We start from the raw sequence: 25556 nt of genomic DNA, 5'->3' as shown, positions 1-25556 counted from the left end.
TTCCGGAGCCCCCATGGCAGACCTTCTTTGGCAGAAGCCCGGCGTCGCTGTCGACGTCCAGATCCAGTCCTTCCTCGCCGGCGACGACGTGATCCTCGACCGCGAGTTCTTCCTGCATGACATCGCTGCCAGCGCCGCGCATGCGCAGGGCCTGCAGCACATCGGCATCCTCAGTGCCGATGAGCTTGCCGGACTTCTGCGCGAACTGGAGATCCTGGCGCAGGACTTCCGCGAAGGCCGCTTCGTGCTGGATACGCAGTACGAGGATGGCCACTCGGCGATCGAAGCGCGCCTGACCGAACGCCTTGGTGATGCGGGTCGCAAGATCCACACCGGCCGCAGCCGCAACGACCAGATCCTGGTCGCCACGCGCCTGTGGCTGAAGGAGAAGCTGCAGCGCGTTGCCCAGCTCAGCACCGAAGTGGCAAAGGTCGCGCTGGACCGCGCGCAGGCCGAGAAGGATCTGCCGATTCCCGGTTATACCCACATCCAGCGTGCCGTGGTGTCCTCGGCCGGCATGTGGTGGGCGGGCTGGGCCGAGGCCTTCATCGACAATGCCATCCGTGCCCGCGACACCCATGCGCTGGTCGACGCCAATCCGCTCGGCACGGCTGCCGGCTACGGCGTGAACCTGCCGCTGGACCGCGAGCACACCACCGCCGCGCTCGGTTTCGCACGCATGCAGATCTCGCCGATCTACGCGCAGCTGTCGCGCGGCAAGTTCGAGCTGGCCGCGCTGGAAGCGCTCGGTGGCGCCACGCTGGACCTGCGCCGCATTGCGTGGGACCTGTCGCTGTTCACCAGCGCCGAGTTCGGCTTCGTCGCGCTGCCGGCGCAGTACACCACCGGCAGTTCGATCATGCCCAACAAGCGCAATCCGGATGTGATCGAGCTGATGCGCGCCACCCACGCCAGCGTCGCCGCTGCGCGCACCGAGATCGAGCAGCTGCTGTCGCTGCCGTCCGGCTACCATCGCGACCTGCAGTCGTCCAAGGGTGCCATCTTCCACGGCTTCGGCCGTGGCCTGGCCGCGCTGGAGCTGCTGCCGGCGCTGCTGGCCAACCTGGAATGGCGCGACGACAGGCTGCGTGCGGCGATCGATTCGGGCATGTATGCCACCGACGTGGCGGTGGAAGCGGCCGTGGCCGGTGTGCCGTTCCGCGAGGCCTACAAGGCGGCTGCGGCCGGTGCCGACAGCGCAGGGCAGGGACGCACGCCGGAAGGCAGCCTGGCCGCGCGTGTATCGCCGGGCTCGGCCGCTGACCTGCGCCTGGACGAACTGCGCGCGCGCTGGCAGGCGCTGTCCTGATGGCGGGCACGGTCTACCTGGTGTTGGCCATGCGCCGGTCGGACTTCAACGATGCAGCGGTGCAGCCGCATCGCGATTTCCTCGATGCGTTGCAGGCGCAGGGCAAGCTGCAGCTGACCGGTGGCTTCGCCGATGGCAGCGGTGGCGCCTACGTGCTGTGCAACGTGGACAGCCTGGCGCAGGCGCAGGCCATCGTCGCCACCGATCCGCTGGTGACGATGCAGGCCTCCGACCTGACCGTGCACGAATGGAACACCCGCTGAGAGCCTGACCGATGATCCAGCACGCTGCCCATGTCGCCTCGCCGTTCCCCGAACAAGCGCTGCCGCCGTGGCGGCGTGCGGTGCTCAAGGTTGGCAGCAGTCTGCTGGCAGCCGATGGCGGCGGCCTGTCGCCACGCCACGCGCTGGGCCTGGCGCAGTTCGTCTCAGCCAATGTCCTGGCCGGGCGCGAGGTGGTGATCGTGTCTTCCGGCGCGGTCGCTGCCGGGCGCGCAATCCTGCCTCGGGCCGATGAGCCTGGCGCGGCGATGGCGGCGAGGCAGGCCCTGGCCGCGCTCGGCCAGGCACAGCTGATCGGGCTCTGGCAGCGCTTCTTCGAGCGCCCGGTGGCGCAGGTGCTGCTGACCCACGACGACCTGCGCAACCGCCGCCGCTACCTCAATGCACGCGCCACGTTGAGTGAACTGTTGCGCCTGGGCGCATTGCCGGTGGTCAACGAGAACGACACCGTGTCGGTGGATGAGCTCAAGCTCGGCGACAACGACAACCTGGCTGCCACCGTGGCGGCGCTGGTCGACGCCGATGCGCTGTTCATCGCCACCGACATCGATGGCCTGTACAGCGCCGACCCGCGCACCGTGGCCGATGCGCGGCCGTTGCACGACGTGCCGGAGCTGGGTCACGAGGTGCTGGCGATGGCGGGCGGCGCCGGCTCGCGCGCCGGTACCGGCGGCATGAGGACCAAGCTGGAGGCGGCGGCGAAGGCCGGGCGCCTGGGCATCGAAACCTATCTGTTCAATGGCCGCAGCGGTGACGTGGTGCGCGCGCTGGCGCAGGATCGCCTGTTCGGCACCCGCATCCATGCCGCACGCAGCCGCGAGGCCGCCCGCAAGCACTGGCTGCGGCATGCACCGCTGGCCGAGGGCGTGATCGTCATCGATGCCGGTGCGGCACAGGCGATGCGCGAGAAGGGCGCCTCGCTGCTGCCCGGTGGCATCACCGGTGCAGAGGGCGTGTTCCGCCGCGGCGATATGGTACAGGTGTGCTGGAACGCGCCGCAGGGCCGTGTCTGCGTGGCCCGTGGCGTCAGCCAGTATGCTGCCGACGACGTACGCCGGATTGCCGGCCACCATTCGCGCGACATCCAGGCCGTGCTCGGCTACAACTACGGCGGCAGCGTCGTCCATCGCGACGACCTGGTGCTGCCATGACCGGATTGAAGGACACACCGATGAGCGAGATCGAAGCGCAGGCGCGTGCCTGCCGTGATGCGGCGCAGATCGTTGCCGGCCTGGACAGTGCGGCACGACGCACGCTGCTGCTGGCGATGGCGCAGGCGCTGGAAGTGAATGCAGGGTTGATCCTGGCCGGCAATGCACGTGACCTCGCCGCCGCGCGCGAGAAGGGCGTGGGCAGCGCCATGCTCGATCGTCTGGCACTGGACCCGCCGCGCCTGTTCGCGATGGCCGAAGCCGTGCGCGAAGTGGCTGGATTGCCAGATCCTGTCGGCGAGGTCACCCGCGATGACGTGCGCCCGAACGGCATCCGCGTGCAGAAGGTGCGCGTGCCGCTGGGCGTGATCGCGATGATCTACGAGGCGCGCCCGAACGTGACCGCCGAAGCCGCGGCGCTGTGCCTGAAGGCGGGTAACGGCGTGATCCTGCGCGGTGGTTCCGAGGCAATTCACTCCAACACCGCGATCGCGCGGGCACTCGCCGGTGCGTTGAAGGCCAACGGGGTACCGCCGGCCGCCGTGACCGTGCTGACTGACCTGCGCCGCGAGGCGATGCTGGAACTGCTGCAGCTGCATGAGCTGATCGACCTGGCGATTCCGCGCGGTGGCGAAGGCCTGATCCGTTTCGTTGCCGAGCATGCGCGGGTGCCGGTGATCAAGCACTACAAGGGTGTCTGTCATCTGTTCGTGGATGCCAGCGCCGACCTGGGCAAGGCCATCGACCTGCTGGTGGATGGCAAGTGCAGCCGGCCAGCCGCCTGCAATTCGCTGGAGACACTGCTGGTACACCGTGACGTAGCCGATTCCTTCCTGCCGCGCGTGGCGCAGGCGCTCGGCCAGCGTGGCGTGCAGCTGCGCGCCGATGCGCAGTCGCAGCCGCTGCTGCCGGGCAGCACGGCGGCGACCGAGGAGGACTACGCCGCCGAGTTCCTCGACCTTGTGCTGGCCGTGCGCGTGGTGGACGACCTCGATGCGGCCATCGCGCACATCCGCCGCTATACCTCCGATCACACGGAAGTGATCGCGACCGCAGACGCCGGCCATGCCGAGCGTTTCGTTACTGCGCTGCGCTCGGCGGTGGTGATGGTCAATGCCTCATCGCGCTTCTCCGATGGTGGCCAGCTGGGCCTGGGCAGCGAAATCGGCATTTCCACCACGCGCCTGCATGCCTATGGCCCGATGGGTCTGGAAGCGCTCACTGTCGAACGTTTCGTGGTGCGTGGCGAAGGGCAGACGCGCACATAAGTGGATCCACGCCATGCGTGGATGTTCTTCGCGGCAGACCCCGGTGCCGACCAAGGCGGGCATCCACCGGGCTGTCGGGCTACACCACCTCGCGGCGGATGCCGACCGGGCGTGCGTGATCATCCATGTGCAGCGTGGCGGCCTTGCAGCTCATCAGGCGTTCGGCCAGGCCGGTGCTGGCACCCAGATCGGCGGCTACTTCGTTGAGGCTGGCCAGTGGCCGCGGCAGGCGGCGCTCGCGGCCACGGAAGCGGGCACGGTTGTACTCGGCCCAACCGATCAGCAGCACGCTGGCGCACAACAGCATCAGCGGCAATGCCACCAGCACGTAGGGATCGAACTGGCTTTGCCGTTCGTACAACTGCTGCCAGGCCAGCTGGCCGCCAACCAACCACGAGAACAGGGTCACCAGGGGCGCCCACAGGTAGAAGTAGAAGCCCCAGAACGCCAGGGTGACGAATCCCCAGGCGGTGCGCTGGAAGCGCGGCTGGCGGTGTGGCTTGCGGATCATCCGTGAGTCGAAGCGGTTGGAGGGGCGTTGCGCGTTCATCGGATCCCCCGGTCAGGGCTGGTCCAGGTGGCGCGCTTGCTGCGACGGCGCAGCAGTGTCTTCGGCAGCGCCACCAGGGTGGTGGAAAGGCTGATCAGCCAGTACGCCATCGGGTACCAGATGACCCAGAAATAGTTGCGTCCAATCTGTGTTTCGTAACGCCGGTCGATGATCAGGCTGCTGGCGAACTGCAGCAGGCAGACCAGCGCCAGGATCACGCCATGCCACTGCGGCAGCAGGCTGGCGATATGCAGCTGCGGCGGCAGCTCGATGAACTTGCCCAGTGCCCACAGCAGCACGATGAACAACATGGTGTAGGCCCAGATCACGCTCAGCACGTACTCCAGCAGCACGCCCCACATGCGCCGCTCTTTCCAGTGCAGCAGCGAGCGCGCGTGGCGCAGCATCACCTCCACGCCGCCCTGGGCCCAGCGCAGGCGCTGCCGCCACAGGCCCTTGAGGGTCTCCGGCATCAGGATGAAGCACAGCGCATTGGGTTCGTAGCGGATGTCCCAGTGCGCGCGCTGCAGGCGCCAGCTGATGTCGATGTCCTCGGTCACCATGTCATCCGACCACCAGCCCACCTGGTGCAGGGCGGTACGGCGGAAGCCGGCGATCACCCCGGAGATGGTGAAGATGCGCCCGTATACACGCTGCGCGCGCTTGATCATGCCGATGATCGAGGAAAACTCGGCCACCTGCAGGCGCCCGAGCAGGGTGGAGCGGTTGCGGATGCGCGGGTTGCCGGTGACCGCACCGACCCGGTTGCCGCTGACCAGGTGCCAGACCATCCAGTGCAGCGCATGTTCCTCCAGCATTGCATCGCCGTCGATGCACACCAGGTACTCCGAGCGAGCGGCCAGTGCGCCCATGCGCAGCGCATTGGCCTTGCCCAGGTTACGGTCCAGGTGCAATACGCGCAGCCGCGGGTGCCTTGCCGCCAGCACATCCAGCCGCGCGCCGGTGTCATCGCTGCTGCCATCGTCGATGGCGATCACTTCGTAGTCGGCGGGGTAACGCTGGGCCAGCGCCGCAGTGAGTGTGTCATCCAGGTTCTCTGCCTCGTTGTGGCAGGGCACCAGCAGGCTCGCGAAGGGGGGATCGACCATCAATGGAGGGTCGTTGCGCGGCCGCGAGTGGCGTTCGCGCCGGTAGTAGTAGTAGAGGCCGCCGGACATCCAGAAGAACGCCATCACCATCGGGTAGTAGAAGGCGAACTGGAACAGGACCTGCAGCAGCGGATGCATGTCCATGTCACTTCTCCGGGTACGGGAAGGTGCCGGCGGACATCGCCGCGCGGGCATCGCGGGTGGAGGGCTGGTCGGCGATGAAGTCGTCCGGGTACCAGGCGAAGTGGTGCACGCCCTGCGCCTGCAACTGGCGGATCTGTGCGCGCAGGCGCTCGGCGGGAATCGGTTGCCCGTTGCGCCAATCGACGGTCTGCAGCTCGAACAGGGTGTGCTGCAGCTGCGGGTCATGTGCGCGTACTGCGGCCAGCAGCTGGTCCAGCCAGCGCTCGGGGTGCTGGCTGCCTTCCATCCACGGCATCGCCATCAGCGCGGTCTGGTCATAGGCCTTGTTGAACAGGTCCAGGCGCTGCGCGAACCAGGCCTCGCTCTGCGGGCGGAGCACCGGCTCAGCGTACAGGTTGCGCACGGTGGCCAGTTTCGGGCGCCAGCGTTGCGCGCTGTCGCGCAGCGCCAGGGTGAAGCTGATCAGCGCCTGCGTGCGCGCGCTGCCATCGCCCCCGGCTGCCAGTGTCGGCAGCTCGGTGTCGCGCAGGTAGCCGTCGTCATGGAACAGCAGGCCTTCAAAGTAGGAATTGACCGCCAGGTCCTCGTAGATGTCGAGCATGATCTGGCGGGCCTTCGGGTTGGTGAAGTCCAACCGGTACATGCCATCGGGATCGCCGTTGCGGATCGCCAGCGCCTTGCGCTGCGCCAGGTCGGGCAGCTCGAAGCCAAGCACCGGCAGCCATGCGTAGACCTTCACGCCGGCGCGGGATTTCAGTTGCCAGGCGACGCGGCTGAACAGGTCCGCCCGCATCGGCATGTGACGGTTGGGGAAGTACAGCGCATCGGCAGTGTTGTTGCCGTCCGGATCGGCGAATGCCTGCAGGTAGACGTGCGTCGGCGCGATGCGCTTGACCCGTTCGACCAGCGCATCGAGGTTGCGTGCCTGCTGCGTCGGGTCTGCGTCGTAGACATCATCCAGGTCGATCTGCAGGGCACGGATGCCATCGAGCGCGACATCGCGGCGCAGTTCGTAGGCCAGCCCTTCCACGGTCGGGTTGTCGCTGACCAGGAAGCGCGCCAGACCATGCAGGTCGCTGGCCACCGGCGTGCTGCGGCCCTCCAGATCGAAGGACACCGGCATGCCCAGCTGTTCGGCGATGTCGTTGCCCAACTGGTTGTAGGCGGCGTATGGCCAGACGATGGCGCGCGGGCGCACGCCCAGGTGCTGCTTGATGCGCTGCACGCTGCGCGAGAGATCGGCGCGCAGGCGCTGCTCATACTGCGTTTCAGTCTCGTACCTGTGCGTGGCCGGGCTGTAGATGCGGGTGACCACGGCGGGCGTTGAATTGCCCTGTGGATTGGCGAGCACGCCGTGGTGCAGGTCGTCGGTGTGGCTGGCCACTTCGATCAGGCCGCTGTCGTGCATCTGCTTCAGCTGCGCCCAGGTGACGAAGTCATCGCGGCCGAACGGCCGGTAGCCGTAGTCGATGGTGCGGCCCGGAGCCATGTCCACGTAGTCGGTGATCACCGCCACCAGCGCCGGGTAGCGGTAGGCCTGCAGCAATGGGAAGGCCTTGTCGTAGACGCTGCGCAGGCCGTCATCGAAGGTCAGCAGCACAGGCTTGGGCGGCAGCGTGGCCCGCCCCTGCGAGGCATCGATCACCTGCGACAGCGAGACCGGGTGATAGCCATGCGCGCCCAGCCAGTCCAGGTGTGCGGCAAAGTTCTGCGTGCTCACCGCATAGGTATCGGCATCGCCCTTGGCCGCGACCTGGTCGCGGATGTCGTGGTAGCTGAGGATCAGCAGGCCATTGTCGATCGCATCGAGATGCGCGGCCTGCTGCGCCAAGGCCGGTGGCGTGATGGCCAGCAGCAGGAGCACGATCAGTCGCAGGAAGCAGGCCATGTCAGTCTCCCCAGCGCAGTGCGGCTTCGAAGCCGATATGACGCTCGCGGTGGCCGTCGTAGACCGGCCGCGACCAGCGCACGCCGTACTCGAACACGCGGCCCGGGCCCAGCTGCCATTCGTGCATGTACGACACCGACGGCACCAGCGCACTGCCGAAGCCGTCCTGCCAGTAGTCGCCCAGCGAGACCGTCAGCCGGTGGCGGAAGTGGCGTTCGTAGTGCCGCCACAGCTGCTGGTCGATGCGCAGCCCGATCTCGACCATGCGGTCGCGCTTCGGGTTGAAGTAGGGCGCATCGTCGCGGCTGCCACGACTGGTGTAGGCACTGGCGAGGCCATCGATCAGCCAGCGCGGGCGGGTCAGCAGGCGCTGTTCAAGGCGGGTGCTGAACAGTTCGCGGTGGTTGCCATCGTCATAGCGGAAGCGGCTGGCGCCGAACGTCCAGTGGGTGAGCTCGCTGCGCCGGTAGTCCACCTGTGCGCTCATGCTGTCGGCGGTGATGCCGGCCGCGCGCGCCTGCATCGAGGCTTCTGGATCATTGCGCGCGGCCACCAGGCCGGCGTGCCAGTAATCGTTGAACTGCCAGCCGACGCCGGCCCGCAGGCCGGTATCGCCGATGTGGTCGTTGGCGCGCAGGACGGCCGCTTCCGCATCCAGCTGCCCGAAGCGGTAGCGCACGCCCGCACCCAGCCACAGGGGATCGATGCGCTGGTCCTGGAAATCGGTCGAGCGCCGGTCGGCCAGGGCGAACAACCGCCAGCGGTCATCAAGGATCGGTGTCTCCACTTCCACACCGTAGTGGCGATCGTTGTTGCCCAGTGGCGAGGTGCCACCGCCACCGGAGCTGCGGCCGATGTCGGTCCATGCCTTCAGCTGCCAGCCGCGATGCGCACGCCAGGCCTGGTCCATGCGTTCGACGGCCGGTTGGGTGGGATAGCGTGCGACCAGGTCATCGTGCAGCGGCCGCGCCAGGTCGTCGCGCTGCAGGGCGACGTAGGCCTCTTCCATGCCCAGCCGCGGTTCGATGTCACGCGGGTCCAGCGCGTGTGCCATCTGCTGTCGCTGCAGTGCCCTGCGTGGCCAGCCGCGCATCATGTAGACGCTGCCCAGCGCACTCTGCAGGCCTCCGTTGCCGGCTGCGATGTCCACCATCGACTCCAGATCGTGCTGCGCAGTGACCAGGTCGCCGCTGTAAGCGCGCACCATTGCCAGGTTGAGATCGGCCTCGTAGCGTGACCAGTTCACGTACGGTGATTTGCCATTGCTCCAGCGCCACGCCGGCTCCTTGTCGCGCCATGCCTGCAGCAGGTCGATCGCCTTTTCCTGCTGCTCGCTTTCCAGGTAGGCGTAGGCCAGTTCCGAATGCGAGGCGTCGCGCGCCGGATCGCCAGCGACGGCCGCCTGCAGTACCGGAATGGCTTCTTCCGGGTGCAGGGTGCCCATCAACGAATCGCCCACGGCAGGCAGCACGTAGTCGGGCAGGGTGTGGCCTTCGGCCTGCAGGGCTCGTGCTTCCTCACGCACCTGTACATGGCGGCCCAGCCGGTTGAGCAGGATCAGCCGGTCCATGCGGATGCGCAGTGGCGCCTGCGAGGGTGGGGTGCCTTCGCCGCCAACGTAGCGCTGCATGCGCGCCAGGGTCGACTCGGCTTCTTCCAGGCGGCTGTCCTCGCTGCTGCTGTAGGCCAGGCTCCAGACCACGAGTTTGGCCAGGTAGTCGCCTTCCAGGCGCTGCTTCTGGGCGTCGTCGAACAGCTGCGGCCGCTGCTGGTACAGCTCCCAGGCGCGCCAGGCATTGCCGATGTCGCCCAGGGTCAGCACGCGCAGCTTGAACAGCAGATCGTCGTTGGGCTGCTGCTGGCTGGCGCGCTCGATTGCGCCGAGCGCATCCAGCCAACGGGCCTGGTCGCGGTAGCGGCCGATCTCGGCCAGGGCCGCGTCGCGGTCGGTCGGAGCCGCGCCGCTGGCCCAGGCCAGAGCGGTGCATGCGAGGCCGACGCAGAGCGCCAGCCGGCGGTGGACGACCATTGGGGACCCCCTTGGCTTCCGAACCAGACAACCTGTGAAAATGTGACGCAAATCACATGCCAGTATTTGGCGTGGCCGTGGCCCGCGTCACTCCCTTCGTGCATTCCCGCCCATTGAAGACGGATACAACCCGGACAGCGACCTGCAATGTCTTGTCTGAAACGAGAGTCCCCCGCACACCGAGTGGTGGCCTGGGCGGCGCCGCCGCCCCCATGCCCGATGCCGGCACGCGGCAAGGAAGGGCATTCGTGGGCACTATCCGCCCGCAATTGTCAGTCCGGCGTCAAAATTTCCCGGGTGTCTGACGAGCGGTAGGCGGGGCCCTCTGGCGGCCCCGGCCGGGCTACCAGAGATCTTCCAGCTTGCGGGGCTTGCAGGCGACCCACGAAGCGCACAGCATCAGGGTGGCGCAGCCGAACAGGAAGCTGAACGGGAGCGTCCAGCCATTGCTGACGGTATGCAGCCAGCCGACCAGGAACGGGCCCAGGCAGCTGAAGCTGTAGCCCACGCCCTGCATGAAGCCCGACAGCGCGGCCGAGCCGGCCGGGGTGCGGGTGCGCAGGTTGATCAGGGTCAGCGCCAGCGGGAAGGTGGACGGGCCGACGCCGAGCAGGCAGGCCCACAGCAGGGGCGCCTTCATCGGCGCCAGCAGCAGCCCGGTGAAGGCGATCACGAACGAGAAGAAGCCGATCAGCACCAGCGGGAACGGGTTCTGCATGCGTACCGCCATCGACGGAATGACCAGTGACGGCAGCAGGCCCAGTGCCGAGAACACGGCCACCATCACGCCGCCGAACGCGGGCGTGCCACCGGCCTCGACCACGATGCGCGGCAGCCAGGTGAACATCGAATAGGTCATCAGCGAGGTCATGCCGAACATCAGCGTCATGCTCCAGCCCAGCGACGTGCGCCAGACCTTTCCGTGCGGCTGCGCGGTGGGATCGGCGGCGTCGGCCAGCGGCTTCGGTGCGCGCCTGGCCAGCAGCAGCCACGGCAGCGCGGCGGCCAGTGCAAGCAGCGCCCACATGCCCAGCGACACGCGCCAGCCTGCAGCGTTGGCCATCGGTACTGCCAGTAGCGCCGGCAGCATCGTGCCCAGCTGCAGCACGCTGATGTAGAGCGTGCTCATGGTGCCGACCTTGTTGGCGAAGTAACGCTTCACCAGCGGCGGCACCACCACGTTGCCGATGCCCATGCCGGCCAGCGCGATTACCGAGCCCAGCAGCAGCGTGCCGACGTTGCCGGCGCTGGAGCGCAGCAGCAGGCCGGCCATCGCCATCGCCATCGCCAGCAGTGTGGTGCGTTCCAGGCCCAGGCGCCGCGCCAGTGCCGGCGTGGCCACGCCGAACAGCGCGAACGAGGCGGTCGGCAGCATGCCCAGCACGCCGGTCATGGTGGTGCCGAAGCCGAACTGCTGGCCGAGCACGTCCAGCAGCGGGGTGATCGAGGTGACCGCAGTGCGCAGGTTGACTGCTGCCAGCAGGATCGCGGCAAACGCGAGGACGCGACCGTGCAGCAGCGACGGCGAATCGGAAGTGGAGGAACTCATCGATGGTCCTTGCAGGTGTCGCACGCCGCAGCAACGGCATGCAGCGCCGGCATCGGTCTACGCCGAAGCGGCAGGTGGGGGGGGGGGCTGCAGGTGGGCCGGCAGCGCGGCCATTGTACGTGTGCGCTCCGGCAAGGTCCCGTCATGCGGGCGGCCTGGCGCGGGGTACAAAAAAACCCGGAGGACAGTGATGTCTTCCAGGCTTCTTGGTGACCACCGAAGTGGTCGGGGAGACAGGATTCGAACCTGCGACCTCTACGTCCCGAACGTAGCGCTCTACCAGACTGAGCTACACCCCGAAGGGAGCCGCCTATTCTAGCGATTCACCCCGATGGCGGCAAGGGGTGAATGCTGTTTTCTTCACACCGCCGAAGCAGTGCCACCTCAGGGAACAAAAAAGCCTGGATGACTTCACCAGGCTTCAATGCGACCACGTGAGTGGTCGGGGAGACAGGATTCGAACCTGCGACCTCTACGTCCCGAACGTAGCGCTCTACCAGACTGAGCTACACCCCGAAGGAGCCGCCTAAGATACCGTGTGAAGGCCAGGGCGGCAAGGCTTTTTTACAGCTCAGCGACGATTTCCGTTCTCGATGCGGTTCTGCTCGCGGGCTTCGAACCACATGCCGTTGAGGATGGCCACCGTCGAGGCGAGGCCGGCACCGAGAATCCAGGCGAAGTACCACATAGTCAATCTCCATTGTTCAAGGGTGTGCCGACCGTCGGCCGGCACACCGGCAATCAGTAGGCGTTCGGGTTGTTGCCCATCTCTTCGGTGGTGGTCTTGCCCTTCAGCACACGGTACACCCAGGTGGTGTAGGCGAGGATGATCGGCAGGAACACCGCCGTGGCCAGCAGCATGATCCACAGGGTCAGGTGGCTGGACGAGGCATCCCACACGGTCAGGCTGGAGGTGGGCTGGCTCGAGGACGGCAGCAGGAACGGGAAGATGGCGAAGCCGACGGTCAGGATGATGCCGGCGATAGCCGCACCGGAGGCGATGAAGGCCAGGCCACCACGACGGGCACGCAGCAGCACCGCACTGGCCAGCAGGCCCGCCAGGCCGAGCAGCGGGGCCAGGATCGTGGCCGGCATCGCGCTGTAGTTGCGCATCCAGCCACCGGCGGCGCCGAGTTCGGCGGTCTTCAGCAGCGGATTGGTGGCGCCATCGGTAACCACCTGCGAGGTGATCTGGTAACCCGGCAGGCCGAAGGCCACCCAGGCGCCACCCACTGCGAACAGCACGAAGGCGATGATTGCCGCGATGCTGCCGAAGCGGGCAGCACGCTCGGCCACCGGGCCGTCGGTCTTGATCACCAGCATGGCCGCACCGTGGGCGACCAGCATCGACACGCTGAGCAGGCCGGCCAGCAGCGCGAAGGGCATCAGCAGGCCGAAGAACGAGCCGGTGTAGAAGATGCGCATGCTGTCATCGAAATGGAACGGAACGCCCAACAACACGTTGCCCACGGCCACGCCCATGATCAGTGCGGGAATGAAGCCACCGATGAACAGCGCCCAGTCCCAGGTGTTGCGCCAGCGTTCGCTGGGCATCTTGCTGCGGAACTTGAAGCCGACCGGACGCAGGATCAGGGCGAACAGGATCACGAACATCGCCAGGTAGAAGCCAGAGAAGCTGACCGCATACAGCGGCGGCCAGGCGGCAAAGATTGCGCCACCGCCCAGGATCAGCCACACCTGGTTGCCTTCCCAGACCGGGCCGATGGTGTTGATCACCCGGCGGCGTTCGGCATCAGTGCGGGCGACGAAGGGCAGCAGGGTGCCCACGCCCAGGTCGAAACCATCCATCACGGCGAAACCGATCAGCAGGATGCCGAGCAGCAGCCACCAGATCACGCGCAGCGTGGTGTAGTCCAGAAGAATGAAATCCATCTTGGTTCTCCTGCCTCAGGCCTGGCCGGCGGCGGGCGCCGAGGCATTGTGGGAAGCATGCGGCTGGGGCGACTGCAGCGAAGGCAGCAACTCGTCCGGACCCTTGCGGATCGCCTTGAGCATCAGCTTGATCTCGACCACGATCAGCGCGGTGTAGATCGCGGTGAAGCCGGCCAGGGTCAGCACGATTTCATGCAGGGCCAGGCCCGATGCCGCATAGAAGGTCGGCAGCACGCCATCGACCGCCCACGGCTGGCGACCATACTCGGCCACGAACCAGCCGCACTCGATCGCGATCCACGGTGCCGGCAGCGTCCACAGGGCCAGCTTGAGGAACCAGCGCTTGTCCTGGAAGTTGTTGCGGCACGAGTAGTAGAAGGCCAGCGCGAAGAAGGCGATCAGGTAGAAGCCCAGGCCGGCCATCACGCGGAAGGTCCAGAACAGCGGCATCACGCGCGGCACGGTATCCATCGCCGCCTGCGAGATCTCCTGCGGGGTGGCGTTGAGGATGTCATCGCGGTAGCGCTTGAGCAGCAGGCCGTGGCCCAGGTCCTGCCAGTGGCGGTCGAACATCTCGCGTGCTTCCACGTCGTTCTTGTTCGCACGCAGGCGTTCCAGCGCGCCGTAGGCGAGCTGGCCGCCGCGCACGCGGTGTTCGGCGCGCTCGACCAGTTCCAGGATGCCTGGAATCGGCTGGTTCAACGAACGGGTGGCGATCAGGCCCATCAGGTAGGGGATCTTCACCGCATAGTCGTTCTGGTGGGTGTCCTGGTTCGGGATGCCGAAGGCGGTGAAGTCGGCCGGCGCACGCTCGGTCTCCCACATCGCTTCGATCGCGGCCAGCTTCATCTTCTGGTGTTCACTGGCGGCGTAACCGCTCTCGTCACCCAGCACCACCACCGACAGCGATGACAGCAGGCCGAACGCTGCGGCCACCGCGAACGAACGACGGGCCAGGTCCTTGTGCTTGTTGCGCAGCAGGAACAGGGCACTGATCGCCATCACGAACACCGCACCGGTCACATAACCGGCGCTGACGGTGTGCACGAACTTGGCCTGCGCCACCGGGTTGAACACCACCGCCATGAAGTCGACCACTTCCATGCGCATGGTTTCCGGGTTGAACACCGCACCGGTCGGGTTCTGCATCCAGCCGTTGGCGACCAGGATCCAGATCGCCGACAGGTTGGTACCCAGCGCCATCAGCCAGGTCACCATCAGGTGCTTGACCTTGGTCAGGCGGTTCCAGCCGAAGAAGAACAGGCCGACGAAGGTGGCTTCCAGGAAGAAGGCCATCAGGCCTTCGATGGCCAGCGGCGCACCGAAGATGTCACCGACGTAGTGGCTGTAGTAGGACCAGTTCATGCCGAACTGGAATTCCATGACGATGCCGGTGGCGACGCCCATGGCGAAGTTGATGCCGAACAGGACGCCCCAGAACAGGGTCATCCTGCGCCAGATCTCCTTGCCGGTCATCACGTACACGCTCTCCATGATGGCCACCATGAAGGACAGGCCGAGGGTGAGCGGTACGAATAGGAAGTGGTACATCGCGGTCAGCGCGAATTGCAGCCGCGACAGTTCTACGACTGTCTGATCAATCATGGCCTGGCTACCTCGTTGGATAGTGCCGTTGCAGGTGGCGGGAAGGGTGGTCTACGACGTGAATGATGTGACCGACTACTTCAAACAGCCTTGATCCAGATCAATGTATGAACAGGTGCCCCGGTCGATCGTATGCCAACCTGATGAAGACTGCGACTGCTGGCCGCAGAGGCCGGCCATTGCCTGCGCCTACAATGCCGTGTCTCCCCCGTTGCCCGTGAAGACCCCTTGAGCGCTGCCGAAACCTCCTCCGTCGCCCTGTCCCAGGACGCCGAAACGACCCGCCAGCGGCGCGCCCGCAGCGCGTGGCTGGCCGATCTGGCGCGGCCTGCTCGAGGCCGCCAGCGGCTGGCGGCACTGTGCATCAGCCTGTCCGGTGCCCTGTTGATCGGCCAGGCGGCCGCCATCGCCTGGCTGGTGCAGCAGGTGCTGGTAGAGCGCGCGCCGCTGGCCTCGGGGTTGCCGGTGCTGGGCGGTCTGGCGGCGATCCTGGTGGCGCGCACGCTGCTGGGCAGCGCCACCCAGGCCGCCGCCGGTGATGTGGCCGATGCCGCGCGGTTGGCCCTGCGTGAACGCGTGTTCGGACGCCTGCTTGGCCTGGGGCCGCTGTGGCTGCGCCAGCGCCGCACCGGCGAACTGGGCGAACTGATGCTGCATCACGCTGATGCGATCGAGAGCTATTACAGCGGTTTCCTGCCGGTACGCACCGAAGTAGTGGTGGTGCCGCTGCTGATCCTGGCCGCCGTAGCCTGGGTCGACTGGGTGGTGGCGCTGATCCTGCTGTTCACTGCACCGTTGGTACCGTTCTTCATGATGCTGGTGGGCTGGGGGGCCGAAGCGGCCGGCCGCGCGCAGCTGGGTGAGCTGGCGCGGATGAGCGGCCATTTCGCCGACCGCATCAAGGGCCTGGGCCTGCTGCGCCTGTATGGCCGCGGCGAGGCTGAGCTGGAGGGGATCGAGGCGGCTGCCGAAGGCGTGCGCGTGCGCACCCTGAAGGTTCTGCGCATCGCTTTCCTGTCGTCCACGGTGCTGGAGTTCTTCGCCTCGGTCAGCGTGGCGATGGTCGCCCTGTACCTCGGGCTGAGCTATCTGGGCATGATGTCGCTGCATGCAACGGTACCGACGCTGGGGGCGGGCCTGTTCTGCCTGCTGCTGGCGCCGGAATTCTATGCGCCGTTGCGACGGCTGGCCGCCCACTACCACGACCGTGCCAATGCGCTGGCTGCCGCTGCCGAGGTGGAGCGCCTGCTGCAGTCGCTGCCCGATGAGCAGGGCCTGATCGAGAACGAAGCTGCGCCGCTGGCGGTGGAGCCGGCCGAGGCCGCGCTGCCACCGCTGCGGGCACAGGGTCTGGTGCTGCGTCCGCTGGGCGCGCCGCACGATGTGCTGCAGGATCTGGACGTGCTGCTGGAACCGGGCCAGCGCCTGGCCCTGGTCGGTCCCAGCGGGTCCGGCAAGAGTACGTTGCTGGAGGCGCTGGCCGGTTGGCTGCCGCCGCGTGCCGGCAAGCTGCAGGTGCGTCCCGGCGTGCAGGTGGCCTATGCCAGCCAGCGTCCGTACCTGTTCCACGGCAGCATCGCCGACAACCTGCGCCTGGCCGATCCCGGCGCCAGCGATGCGCGCCTGCGCGCGGTGGCCGAGGCGTCGCAGGTACTGCAGTTTGCGCAGCGCCTGCCGCAGGGGCTGGATACGGTGATCGGCGAACGTGGCTTCGGCCTGTCCGGTGGTGAGGCGCGTCGCATCGGCCTGGCCCGTCTCCTGCTGCGTGATCCGCAGGTGCTGCTGCTGGACGAACCCACCGCGTTCCTGGATGCCGATACCGAAGCGGCATTGCTGCGCAGCCTGGCCGCATATGCACGTGGCCGCAGCGTGGTGGTCGCCACCCACAGCCCGGCGGTGATCGCCTGGGCCGATCGTTGCCTGCTGCTGCCGGAAGGCCGCCTGGTAGAACCGGCACAGGCGGTGCGCGCATGAGCCGTTCACCTGATTCGCTGCGCGCGGTGTTCCTGCGTCATCGTCCACGCCTGTTGCTGACGATCCTGTTGTTGTGGACCACGATGCTGGCCGGCACTGCATTGCTGGGCCTGTCCGGTGGTTTCCTCACCGCGGCCGCGCTGGCCGGTGCCGCAGGCCTGGGGCAGGGATTCAATTTCTTCTCGCCGTCTGCGGGTATCCGTGGCTTGACCATGGCGCGCATCGTGTCGCGCTACTTCGAAAAGCTGGTGGGCCACGATGCCACCCTGCGCATCGCCCGCGATCTGCGCGTCTGGTTCTTCCGCCGCGCGCTGCCACTGGCGCCGGCACGGCTGGGGGCTACGCGTACCGGCGAGTTGCTGGCGCGACTGCTGGGCGACATCGGCGAAGTGGATGGCCTGCTGGTACGTGCGATCGGGCCGCTGGTGGCGCTGGGTGCGCTGTCGGTGGTGGCGGTTGCATCGGCGGCGCTGATCCTGCCGTCGGCGGCAGTGCTGCTGGCGGTGCTGGCGCTGCTGATCGCCTTCGGTGTGCCGTGGCTGGGCGTGCGTGGCCACGATGATGAAGAAGCCGACCGCGCCGCACATCGCGCCGCATTGCGCACCGCGGCCTTTGAGGGGTTGGAGGGGGCGGGAGATCTGGCCGCGCTGCATGCCGATGCCGCGTGGCAGCTGAAGGTGCGCGTGGCAGCCAAGCAGTTGGCCTCGCGTGACCGCCGCCGTCGCTGGCGCCTGATCGCGGCCTCGACCCTGCACGGCCTGGTGGCCGGGCTGGGCCTGGTGGCGATGCTGGCGTTGGCCCTGCACGCCGCCGAACAGCAGCGCATCGCGCCGGAGATGGCGGCGGGCCTCGTGTTCCTGACCGTGGCGTTGATCGAACTGTGGGCCGGCATGGGCCTGGCCTGGCAGTCGCTGCAGTCCGGGCGCATTGCCGCAGATCGCCTGCAGGCGATCGTCGAGCAACCGCCGACGGTGGACGATCCGCAAGTGCCACAGCCGGTGCCGCAAGCCGCGCGCGTGCATTGGGACGATGTGCATTTCCAGTGGCCGGGCGCGGCGCGGCCGGTGCTGTCCGGCCTCCAGCTGACCCTGGCGTCAGGCGAACGCATCGCCATCCGCGGCGACAGCGGCAGTGGCAAGACCACGCTGTCCAGCCTGCTGCTGCGGCTGTGGGATCCGCAGCAGGGGCGAATCACCTATGGTGGCCGCGATCTGCGCGACGTCGCCCAGGCTGAGTGGCACCAGCAACTGGCGTGGCTGCCACAGAACGCACCGGTGTTTGCCGGCAGCGTGGCAGAAAACCTGCGGCTGGGCGATCCCGATGCCAGCGACGCCGCCTTGTGGGCGGTCCTCCGTCGCGTGCGCCTGGGCGACTGGGCCGAGCGCAACGGTGGCCTGCAGGCCTGGGTGGGCGAGAACGGCGCGACGATGTCGGCCGGCCAGGCGCGACGGCTGGCGCTGGCGCGGGCGCTGCTGCGCAACGCGCCGATCCTGCTGCTGGACGAACCAACCGAAGGGTTGGACGTGGATACCGCACGTGCGCTGCTGCACGATCTCTCCGGGTTGCTGGACGGGCGCAGCCTGTTGATGATCACCCACGACGACCTGCCCGAAGGCGTGGTCGATGCGCAGTACCGGTTGCGTGATGGGGTGTTGATTCGCGAATCGTGACGATGGTCCGGTAGTGCCGGCCGCTGGCCGGCAATTGAAGCGTCTGAGGTTGCCGGCCAGCGGCCGGCACTACCGATGGCGAGGGTTATCGCGAAAATTCGCGCAGCAGTACCGCGATCGAGGCCACGTTGGCCAGCACGCACAGCCAGAACACCCATTGGAACGCGGCCTTGCGGTGCTTGTGGCGGAACATCGCCTGGCCCAGCAGCGCGCCGGGCCAACCACCGGCAAAGGCCAGCAGCTGCAGGGTGCGCTCGGGAATCCGCCACTGCTTTCGCTGCGCCGCGCGCTTGTCATGGCCATAGAGCCCGAACGACACCGCGCTGGCCAGCACGCACCAGCCGCCCAGCCACAGCGGCAGCACGCCGCTGATCATCAGCGCGATCAACGCGCCGAAGGCAGCCAGCGCGAGATTACGCCGCCACGCCACTTACAGCGCGTCGAGGAAGCCGCGCACGGCCGGGCCGAAACGCTCGAAATCGACGAGGAAGGCGTCGTGGCCCTGCGGCGATTCCAGGCCGATGAAGTGCGCATCGGCACCGCCGGCGCGCAGGCCATCGGCAATCTGTTGCTGCTGCTGCACGGGGAACAGGATGTCGGTGTTGGCGCCGATCGCCAGCGCCTTCTCCACACGGATCTTCGCAAGCCCGGCCAGCACGTTGCCGTCGGCATACTCGGCCAGGTCGAACCAGTCCATCGAGCGGCTCAGGTACAGGTAGCAGTTGGGATCGAAGAAACGCACGAAGCGCCGTGCGTGGCCTTCCAGATAGCTTTCCACCTGGAATTCCAGGCCGAACGGATCGTCGTCGGTCTGGTCCGAATCCAGCCGCACGCGGCCGAAGCGGCCATCCCACTCCAGCGCCGAGCGGTAGGTGATCACGCCCAGCTTGCGCGCCATGCGCATGCCGGACTCGGGGTACTCGGCATCGTCGTAGTGGCCGCCATTCCAGCGCGGGTCAAGGCGGATTGCCTCGCGCTGCAGCGAGCGGATCGCGATCGAGAACGGCAACGCCTGCGCGCTGCCGGAAATGTTGACGTGGCTGCGCGCGATGCCCGGATGCAGCATCAGGATGGCAAGGGCCGTCATGCCGCCCATCGAGTTGCCGACCACGCAGGCCAGCCGCTCGATACCGAGTGCACGCACGACGTCGACGGCGGCGCGGGCACCGTCTTCGATCGACAGCTCGGGGAAGTCCAGGCGGTAGGGCTCACCGTTGGCCGGGTTGAGCGAAGCGGGGCCGGTCGAGCCCTTGCAGCTGCCCAGCGAATTCACGCATACCACGAACCAGCGGTTGGTATCGATCGGCTTGCCGGGGCCAACCATCGCTTCCCACCAGCCCGATGCCGGGTTGGCCTCGTTGGCCGCTGCATGCGCGTCTGGGGACAGGCCGGTCACGATCAGGATCGCATTGCTGGCATCGGCCGCCAGCGTTCCCCAGGTCTCGTAGGCCACGCGCGCGCCGTGCAGGGCGCCACCGCGCTTGAACGGGAACGGCGAAGGCAGGGCGTGGAAGCGGGTGCCGGGCGGGATGAATTCGGTCATGCACGCATTCTAGCGGGGCGGCATGTGGAGCTGGCGACACGCTGGATTCCAGCAGCGGGTGGACGCGGACCGGACCGTCGTATCCACGCATGGCGTGGATCTGCTGTAGAGCCGAGCCGATGCTCGGCTGGCGGGCGTCGGCAACCCAATCGCAGCCGAGCGTGGGCTCGGCTCTACAAGTCAGGGAAACCGCAGTTCCACCACGCCTTCATGCGGCAGGCTTACCTTCACTGGAACGCTCTGCAGGTCGCCCTCGCTGCGATTGGCGCTACCAGTACGCGAGATGCGTGCCAGCACTTCCACTTCGCGATGGGCCGACAGCGGTGCGGTTGGCATCGGACTGTCACCGTCGCCGAGCCCGACCGTGTCCGGGAATCCGCTCAGCGGCAGCTTGCGAGCGGCCACCGGCATCGGCGGGCCGCCGACGGCACGGGCCAGCACGAACACCTGGGTGCTGGCGGGCCACTCGGCGTTGTTCAGTGCCGGCAGCTGCACGCGCACCTGCAGCAGCGCCGGTGGCGCCGCAACGCCAGCATCGGGCGCATGGCCGGCGGCCTCGCGGGCAATCGCGATCTGCGCCTGCAGCGCCTGCGCGGCACCCGGTTCCAGTCGCGGCAGCAGGCCGCTCCACACGTCCGCAGCCTCGGCATTCCTTCCACGTTGCCGCAGGGCGATGCCCAGCAGCCAGCTGGCGCGCTCGGCGTCGGGGGCCTGTGTACGTGCCTGCTGCAACCAGGTCATCGCGGTGTCATCGAACTGCTTGCCGGCATCAGCCTGCGCGCGCGCCTGCGCGGCTTCCACCAGCACGCCCGGATCATCCGGTGCCAATTCGGCGGCCTTCGCGAAGGCGTCTGCCGCAGCTGAGGCATTGCCCAGTTCGGCCTGCGAACGCCCGAGCAATGCCCAGCCATCGGCACGCTGAGGGTCGCGCTTCAGTGCATCCTGCAGGGCCTGCACGCCATCGCGCAGGGTGGCCACCGACGGCGTCGGTTGTACCTGTGCTGCACGCGGATCACCGACCAGCAGGTACAGGCAGGCACCGGCCACGCCCAGTGCGAACACGCCGACCACGAAACCGCGACGACCGTGGTGGCGCAGCGGCCACAGCACCAGTGCTGCCATCAGGGCTGCAACCAGGCCGGCCAGCACCGGCAGCCAAGGGTTCACCATTCGTCTCCTTCATCGGCCTTGCCGGCCGGCGCCGCGCCGACGGTGCGTCCACGTCGGCGGACGATGCCCAGCACCACCAGTGCACCGGCGCCGAGCACCAGCAGGGGGCCACCCCACAGCAGCCAGGTGCCCGGCTGCAACGGTGGTTGATAGAGCACGAACTCACCGTAGCGGGCGACCAGGAACTGCTTGATCTGTGCGTCGTCGTGGCCCTGCTGCATCAGCTGCAGCACCTCGCGACGCAGGTCCTGCGCGATCTGTGCGTTCGAATCGGCCAGCGACTGGTTCTGGCACTGCACGCAGCGCAGTTGTGCGGCCAGGTCATGGAAGCGGCGCTCCTCGGCATCGTCGCGGAACTGCAGCGGCTGTGGATCGTGCAGCGGCTGCTGGGCCAGCACGGCCAGCGGCAGCATCAGGAGCAGCAGCGCCAGCAGCCAGCGCATCGGCTCAGGGCGCCGTATGCAGGGTGTTGCCGGCACTGCCCTGGGCCTTCTCGATCTTCTCCAGTGCCGGGATCAGCTTCTCATCGATCACGCGCTGGGTCATCGCGCCACTGTACTTCCAGCGCACGATGCCGCTGCCATCAACCAGGAAGGTTTCTGGCGCAGCGGTCACGCCCCAGTCGATCGCGGTGCGGCCCTCGACGTCGCTAAGCACCACCATGAACGGGTTGCCCAGCTGCTCCAGCCAGTGCAGCGCGTCGGTCGGATCATCCTTCCAGTTGTAGCCGATCACGCGCACGCGCTTGCTCTCGGCAAAGCGGGTCAGTACCGGGTGTTCTTCGCGGCAGGCCGCGCACCAGCTGCCCCAGACGTTCAGCAGATAGGGCGCGCCGCGCAGCTCGTCGCTGTGTACGATCATTTCCGGGTCATGCAGCACCGGCAGCGCGAACGCCGGCGCCGGCTTGTCGATCAGCGCCGACGGCAGCACGTCGCGCTGCGGGTCGCCCGATTTCATCACCCCGTAGATCATCAGCCCGAGCAGGCCGAAGAAGAACAGCACGCCGATCACGATGGCTACCGGCGGCAGCGGGCGGGAGGGGCGCGGGGCGGGGGACTCGGACATGGGAACTCCTACGGACGACGGAAACGGCGGTCGGCGGCGGTGATGAATCCGCCCAGGGCCATCAGCAGCGCGCCGAGCCAGATCCAGCGCACGAACGGCTTGATGTGCACCCGGACCGCCCATGCATTGTTGCCCAGCGGCTCGCCCAATGCCACGTAGACATCACCGTCGAAGCGTGCATCGATGCCGGCCTCGGTCATCACCTGGCCGCCACTGGCGTACTGGCGCTTCTCGGGATGCAGCAGGGCCTGCTCGCGGCCGTTGCGGAACACCCGCAGGTGGCCCCGATCAGCGATGAAATTCGGCCCTTCGCGATGGTCCACGCCTTCGAAGCGGACTTCGTAGCGACCGACCACCAGCTGCTGCCCCGGTGCCAGCGCCACTTCGCGCTGCACGTTCAGCGCTTCGACCAGCAGGGCGCCGGCCAGGAACACGGCGATGCCGGCGTGGGCGACGATCATGCCGAGCATTTCGGCGGTGAAGCGGCCGTTGCCGCGCAGGCGCTGCCAGACGAAGCGTGCGGTGCCGAGTGCGACCCAGGTCGCAGCGGCGACGCCGATGCCGGCCTTCCAGCCATTCTGCGGTGCCTGCCACCAGACCAGCGCGCCCAGCAATACCGCCAGGCCCAGCCAGGGTACCAGCAGCGCGAAGGCGCGCGAGGGCTGGTCACGCTGCCATTTCACCAGCGGGCCGAACGGCAGCAACAGGATCATCGGTGCCATCAGCAGCAGGAACAGGCTGCCGAAGTAGGGCGGACCGACCGAGATCTTGCCCAGCGACAGCGCATCGGCCAGCAGCGGGTACAGCGTGCCGAGCAGCACCATCGCGCAGGCGGTGGCCAGCAGCAGGTTGTTCGCCAGCAGCAGGGTCTCGCGCGAGGTGGCGGTGAAGCCACGGCGCGGATCATCGGCATCCACGCTCAGCTGGCTGGCACGCAGCGCATACAGCAGCAGGCTGCCGCCCACCAGTACCGACAGGAACACCAGGATGAACAGGCCGCGCGAGGGATCGGCAGCGAACGAATGCACGCTGGTCAGCACGCCCGAGCGCACCAGGAAGGTGCCCAGCAACGACAGCGCGAAGGCGGCGATCGCCAGCAGCAGGGTCCAGCTGCCGAAGGTGCCGCGCTTTTCGGTGACGGCCTGTGAATGGATCAGTGCCGCACCGACCAGCCACGGCATGAAGCTGGCATTTTCCACCGGGTCCCAGAACCACCAGCCGCCCCAACCCAGCTCGTAGTAGGCCCACCAGCTGCCCAGTGCGATGCCCAGGGTCAAAAAGCCCCAGGCGACGTTGGTCCACGGCCGCGTCCAGCGCAGCCAGCGCGCATCCACGCGACCTTCCAGCAGCGCGGCCACTGCGAATGCGAAGGGCACCGCGAAGCCTACGTAGCCCAGGTACAGCATCGGTGGATGGATGATCAGCCCCGGATCCTGCAGCAGCGGATTGAGGTCGCGGCCTTCCAGCGGCGCCGGGTTCAGGCGCAGGAACGGATTGGAGGTGAAGATCAGGAAGGCGAGAAAGCCGACGCTGACCACGCCCATCACTGCCAGCACGCGGGCCTGCACCGGTGCCGGCAGGTGCCGCGAGAACAGCGCCACCGCGCCGGTCCACAATGCCAGCACCAGCGCCCACATCAGCAGCGAGCCCTCGTGCGCGCCCCACACCGCCGAATAGCGGTAGATCAGCGGCAGCAGCGAATTGGAGTTCTCGGCCACATAGCGCACCGAGAAATCCTGCTGCACGAACGCGGCGGTCAGCACCGCGAAGGCGCCGGCCAACAGCAGCAACTGCGCGAAGGCGGCAGGCCGCGCCACTGCCATCCATGCCGCGTTGTTGCGATGCGCACCGGCCAGCGGCAGGCCGGCCTGCAGCAGCGAGGCCAGCAACGCACACAACAGCAGGATCTGACCCAGTTCGGGCAGCACTCAGCGCACCTCGGGGGCTGTCACCGGCACGTCGTGCTTGCGATGGACATCGCCCATCTTGTCGGCCACTTCCTTCGGCACGTACTTCTCATCGTGCTTGGCCAGCACTTCGTCGGCGACGAAGACACCGTCCTGCAGGCGGCCACTGGCGACCACCGCGGTGCCTTCGGCGAACATGTCCGGCAGGATCCGCGAGGTGGTCACCGCCAGCTGTGCATCGCCGTCGGTCACGTCGAAGCGCGCCTCCAGCGAGCCGACCGGGCGGTTGAAGGAGCCCTTTACCACCATGCCGCCCAAGCGGAAACGCGACTGTGCATCGACATCGCCGCGCAGCACTTCCGAAGGGGTGTACAGGTAGGCGATGTTGCGTTCCAGCGCCATCGCCACCAGCGCGGTGGCCAGGCCGGAGGCGAGCAGGGCCAGCAGCACCCACACCAGGCGGCGACGCTGCACCGGGGTCATCGTTCCAGCTCCGTCGACAGCGGCGTCGCAGCGTCCTGCCTGCCAGCGCGGGTCTGCTGCCGCTGCTGGCGGGCCAGTGCCAGCCGGCGCGCCACGCGCAGGCGCAGCCACGAACCGAGGGCATCGGCGCTGAGCACCAGCACGAATACGGCGTAGGCGCCGATCACATAGGGCAGGTGTGTCATGGCTGGGCCTCCCGGGTGGCGCGCGCGGCATCGACACGGCAGCCGACCCAGGCCTTGCCGGCCTCGCGGTCGAGATTGTCGGCGCGGGCCTTGGCCAGCACCGAACCGGCGAACCAGAACTTGGTGCCGATCACCATCCACCACAGCGGCGCGATCATCGCGCTGCTGATCGCCGATTCACCGAACACGTTGATCGACTGGCGCTGGTGCAGGCCACCCCACCAGTCCACCGAATAGCGGATCACCGGCAGCAGGCTGACACCTACAATGGCCAGCAGGCCAGCGGCGCGCGCGGCGCTGCGGCGGTCTTCGATGGCGTGGTACAGGCCGATCACGCCCAGGTACAGGAACAGCAGTACCAGTTCGCTGGTCATGCGCGGGTCCCAGTCCCACCAGGTGCCCCAGGTGCCCTTGCCCCAGATGCTGCCGGTCAGCAGGGTGATGAGGGTGAAGCCGGCGCCCATCGGCGCGCAGGCCATGGCCAGGATCTCGCAGACCTTGATCCGCCAGATCAGCGCGATCGCGGCATACAGCGCCATCAGCGCGAACACGAACAGGCTCATCCAGGCACTGGGAACGTGGATGTAGAGGATGCGGAAGCTGTCCAGCTGCTTGGCTTCCGGCGGCACCACCAGCAGCGCCTGCCACATGCCGACCAGCAGCACCGGCACTGCAGCAAGGTAGAACACCCGCGACCAGCGGGCAGCGAAACGGTCGAACGTGGGAGGCGAACCGAGTTGGTGGAACCAGCGGACAATCGGATTCATGCGTGGCGGCTATCCA

23 protein-coding genes and 2 tRNA genes are annotated in these 25556 nt (G+C 67.6%); 6 read left to right on the top strand and 19 right to left on the bottom strand.

Features of this window, described 5'->3' with window-relative positions:
* Positions 1 to 13: 13 nt before the first annotated feature.
* From argH to A7X97_RS11060, 4 genes are read left to right on the top strand one after another with little or no spacing between them, the layout of a single operon-like run.
* Positions 14 to 1309, top strand: a complete 1296-nt coding sequence (gene argH / locus A7X97_RS11075) for an argininosuccinate lyase (protein ID WP_111007921.1) — start codon at positions 14 to 16, stop codon at positions 1307 to 1309.
* Positions 1309 to 1572, top strand: coding sequence for a YciI family protein (locus tag A7X97_RS11070; protein ID WP_072168391.1), 264 nt, complete (start codon positions 1309 to 1311; stop codon positions 1570 to 1572). The genes argH and A7X97_RS11070 overlap by 1 nt, the downstream gene beginning before the upstream one ends.
* Positions 1573 to 1583: 11 nt before the next feature.
* A complete protein-coding gene (proB, locus tag A7X97_RS11065) occupies positions 1584 to 2741 on the top strand; it encodes a glutamate 5-kinase (protein ID WP_072168390.1) in 1158 nt (385 codons plus the stop codon).
* Entirely contained in the window at positions 2738 to 4009 is a 1272-nt protein-coding gene (locus A7X97_RS11060) for a glutamate-5-semialdehyde dehydrogenase (RefSeq protein WP_111007920.1), read from the top strand. The genes proB and A7X97_RS11060 overlap by 4 nt, the downstream gene beginning before the upstream one ends.
* A gap of 79 nt (positions 4010 to 4088) precedes the next feature.
* Here A7X97_RS11060 and pgaD read toward each other — a convergent pair whose 3' ends face one another.
* The 10 genes from pgaD to A7X97_RS11010 form a co-directional block, all read right to left on the bottom strand.
* Entirely contained in the window at positions 4089 to 4559 is a 471-nt protein-coding gene (gene pgaD, locus A7X97_RS11055) for a poly-beta-1,6-N-acetyl-D-glucosamine biosynthesis protein PgaD (protein WP_072168388.1), read from the bottom strand.
* On the bottom strand, positions 4556 to 5812 hold the full coding sequence (gene pgaC, locus A7X97_RS11050) for a poly-beta-1,6-N-acetyl-D-glucosamine synthase (protein WP_061478032.1): 1257 nt from the start codon (positions 5810 to 5812) through the stop codon (positions 4556 to 4558). Before pgaC ends, pgaD begins: the two co-directional genes overlap by 4 nt.
* 1 nt (position 5813) lies before the next feature.
* On the bottom strand, positions 5814 to 7700 hold the full coding sequence (gene pgaB / locus A7X97_RS11045; protein WP_111007919.1) for a poly-beta-1,6-N-acetyl-D-glucosamine N-deacetylase PgaB: 1887 nt from the start codon (positions 7698 to 7700) through the stop codon (positions 5814 to 5816).
* A 1-nt stretch (position 7701) separates the two neighbouring features.
* Complete coding sequence (gene pgaA, locus A7X97_RS11040) at positions 7702 to 9729, bottom strand: poly-beta-1,6 N-acetyl-D-glucosamine export porin PgaA (RefSeq protein WP_111007918.1); 2028 nt, start codon at positions 9727 to 9729, stop codon at positions 7702 to 7704.
* Between the two features lie 343 nt (positions 9730 to 10072).
* Positions 10073 to 11278 (bottom strand): CynX/NimT family MFS transporter, encoded by a 1206-nt coding sequence (locus tag A7X97_RS11035; RefSeq protein WP_072168385.1) that lies wholly within the window; start codon positions 11276 to 11278, stop codon positions 10073 to 10075.
* A 222-nt stretch (positions 11279 to 11500) separates the two neighbouring features.
* Positions 11501 to 11577 (bottom strand) — tRNA-Pro (locus A7X97_RS11030).
* A 140-nt stretch (positions 11578 to 11717) separates the two neighbouring features.
* A tRNA-Pro gene (locus tag A7X97_RS11025) sits at positions 11718 to 11794 on the bottom strand.
* 55 nt (positions 11795 to 11849) lie between these two features.
* Entirely contained in the window at positions 11850 to 11966 is a 117-nt protein-coding gene (gene cydX / locus A7X97_RS11020) for a cytochrome bd-I oxidase subunit CydX (protein ID WP_072168384.1), read from the bottom strand.
* 53 nt (positions 11967 to 12019) lie between these two features.
* Positions 12020 to 13171, bottom strand: coding sequence for a cytochrome d ubiquinol oxidase subunit II (cydB, locus tag A7X97_RS11015; protein WP_053501030.1), 1152 nt, complete (start codon positions 13169 to 13171; stop codon positions 12020 to 12022).
* A 15-nt stretch (positions 13172 to 13186) separates the two neighbouring features.
* Positions 13187 to 14776, bottom strand: coding sequence for a cytochrome ubiquinol oxidase subunit I (locus A7X97_RS11010; protein WP_053501033.1), 1590 nt, complete (start codon positions 14774 to 14776; stop codon positions 13187 to 13189).
* A gap of 228 nt (positions 14777 to 15004) precedes the next feature.
* Here A7X97_RS11010 and cydD point away from each other — a divergent pair, with 228 nt between their 5' ends.
* Positions 15005 to 16750 carry a thiol reductant ABC exporter subunit CydD gene (cydD, locus tag A7X97_RS11005; RefSeq protein WP_088497654.1) on the top strand — a complete coding sequence of 582 codons (1746 nt, stop codon included), beginning with the start codon at positions 15005 to 15007 and terminating at the stop codon, positions 16748 to 16750.
* The gene (gene cydC / locus A7X97_RS11000) at positions 16747 to 18420 is read left to right on the top strand and encodes a thiol reductant ABC exporter subunit CydC (protein ID WP_088497655.1); all 1674 of its coding nucleotides are present in this window, start codon (positions 16747 to 16749) and stop codon (positions 18418 to 18420) included. Before cydD ends, cydC begins: the two co-directional genes overlap by 4 nt.
* A gap of 85 nt (positions 18421 to 18505) precedes the next feature.
* Here the strand turns inward: cydC and A7X97_RS10995 are convergent, their stop codons facing one another.
* The 9 genes from A7X97_RS10995 to ccmC form a co-directional block, all read right to left on the bottom strand.
* Positions 18506 to 18850, bottom strand: a complete 345-nt coding sequence (locus A7X97_RS10995) for a DUF1294 domain-containing protein (protein ID WP_061478025.1) — start codon at positions 18848 to 18850, stop codon at positions 18506 to 18508.
* Positions 18851 to 19963 carry a homoserine O-acetyltransferase MetX gene (gene metX, locus A7X97_RS10990; RefSeq protein WP_088496661.1) on the bottom strand — a complete coding sequence of 371 codons (1113 nt, stop codon included), beginning with the start codon at positions 19961 to 19963 and terminating at the stop codon, positions 18851 to 18853.
* Positions 19964 to 20143: 180 nt separating this feature from the next.
* Positions 20144 to 21133, bottom strand: coding sequence for a tetratricopeptide repeat protein (locus tag A7X97_RS10985; RefSeq protein ID WP_088496662.1), 990 nt, complete (start codon positions 21131 to 21133; stop codon positions 20144 to 20146).
* Positions 21127 to 21576, bottom strand: coding sequence for a cytochrome c-type biogenesis protein (locus A7X97_RS10980; RefSeq protein ID WP_072168379.1), 450 nt, complete (start codon positions 21574 to 21576; stop codon positions 21127 to 21129). The genes A7X97_RS10985 and A7X97_RS10980 overlap by 7 nt, the downstream gene beginning before the upstream one ends.
* A 4-nt stretch (positions 21577 to 21580) precedes the next feature.
* Positions 21581 to 22198 (bottom strand): DsbE family thiol:disulfide interchange protein, encoded by a 618-nt coding sequence (locus A7X97_RS10975; protein WP_072168378.1) that lies wholly within the window; start codon positions 22196 to 22198, stop codon positions 21581 to 21583.
* 8 nt (positions 22199 to 22206) lie between these two features.
* Positions 22207 to 24126 (bottom strand): heme lyase CcmF/NrfE family subunit, encoded by a 1920-nt coding sequence (locus A7X97_RS10970; protein WP_111007917.1) that lies wholly within the window; start codon positions 24124 to 24126, stop codon positions 22207 to 22209.
* Entirely contained in the window at positions 24127 to 24588 is a 462-nt protein-coding gene (gene ccmE, locus A7X97_RS10965; protein ID WP_111007916.1) for a cytochrome c maturation protein CcmE, read from the bottom strand.
* A complete protein-coding gene (locus A7X97_RS10960; protein ID WP_061478018.1) occupies positions 24585 to 24773 on the bottom strand; it encodes a heme exporter protein CcmD in 189 nt (62 codons plus the stop codon). The genes ccmE and A7X97_RS10960 overlap by 4 nt, the downstream gene beginning before the upstream one ends.
* Entirely contained in the window at positions 24770 to 25540 is a 771-nt protein-coding gene (gene ccmC / locus A7X97_RS10955; protein WP_111007915.1) for a heme ABC transporter permease CcmC, read from the bottom strand. The genes A7X97_RS10960 and ccmC overlap by 4 nt, the downstream gene beginning before the upstream one ends.
* Positions 25541 to 25556 lie beyond the last annotated feature (16 nt).

It is taken from the genome of Stenotrophomonas sepilia (assembly GCF_003244875.1).
GTDB classification, from domain to species: Bacteria; Pseudomonadota; Gammaproteobacteria; order Xanthomonadales; family Xanthomonadaceae; genus Stenotrophomonas; species Stenotrophomonas sepilia.
Note: the sequence above shows the minus strand (reverse complement) of the source record. Positions and strands in the feature narration are given on the sequence as shown.